The organism is Xenorhabdus miraniensis (assembly GCF_002632615.1).
Map to the genome: position 1 here is coordinate 1 of NZ_NITZ01000090.1, position 1020 is coordinate 1020.

At 48.7% G+C, this 1020-nt stretch carries 2 protein-coding genes; both read left to right on the forward strand.

Annotation, left to right across the window (positions count from 1 at the left end):
• The first annotated feature begins 69 nt into the window (after positions 1-69).
• Positions 70-510, forward strand: coding sequence for a helix-turn-helix domain-containing protein (locus Xmir_RS22170; RefSeq protein WP_099116110.1), 441 nt, complete (start codon positions 70-72; stop codon positions 508-510).
• Between the two features lie 37 nt (positions 511-547).
• Positions 548-1020, forward strand: a 473-nt coding sequence (locus Xmir_RS22175) for an IS630 family transposase (protein ID WP_099116111.1), incomplete at its 3' end; no start/stop codon positions are given.

The window sequence follows — 1020 nt, forward strand, 5'->3', positions numbered from 1 at the left end:
TAAGTTGATCAGATAAACTATCTGCATTGGTGTTATAATCGTTAATCTGATGACTTTCCGACTGTTCTTATGAAATCGAATATCACGCTGTCTGAACCTGAACGTATTACATTACAACAACTGGCTTTGAATCATCCACACCGGGATATCCGGACGCGAGGAACGGGATTACTCATGCTTGCCAGAGGTCTTAAACCCCGTCAGATCGCCGTTGAGATAGGATGCAGTCTCCGAGTTATCTATGACTGGGTTCACGTCTGGCACGATTCAGGGATAGCCGGATTGTTAGGTGGCCATGCCGGAGGCCGTTATCCCGCTATGACATCGGATATGATTGCCACGGCGGTTAACGCCGCCAGTGCGGAATCTCTGACGCTGGCCCGAATCGCACAGAAAGTAGAGGACAAGCATGGCCCGCTGCCCTGTACGCTTGAGACGCTGGCAAATACCCTGAAAAGACAGGGATTCACCTATAAACGAGCCCGCCTGTCTTTAAAAAAAACGCAATGAAGCGGAGTTTGCTGAAAAAGCCGCTTTGCTGAATAAAATGAAGGCGGTCGCGCGGTCGGAGCATTACCGGCTGATCTATCTTGATGAGGCGGGTTTTTACGCCTCCCCCCCGGTGCAATACGGATGGAGCCCACGGGGTAAGCCTCATGAAACAGAACCACAAAATCATGTCAGGCGGTCAGTCTTGGGGGCGCTAAATTACACCGATAACACGCTGTTTTACCAGATAATCTCTGACAATGTCACGCGGGCTGATGTCATTGATTTTTTAGAGCAGATCGCCCAACAAGGAGATGATCGCCTGACATTTGTCGTGTTAGATAATGCGCGTATTCACCATGGACTCGAGAAAGAAATAGAACGTCGTTGGTTACAGGAGCACAACCTGTTTTTACTTTATCTTCCCACCTACAGCCCAGAGCTGAATCTGATTGAAATTGTCTGGAGGCAGGCTAAATACCACTGGCGACGTTTTATGACCTGGACTCAGGAAACAATGGAATATGAGCT

What these genes read in the sequence shown, in the direction of transcription:
- Xmir_RS22170 (WP_099116110.1), top strand. Translation starts at nt 70, where the DNA reads ATGAAATCGAATATCACGCTGTCTGAACCTGAACGTATTACATTACAA.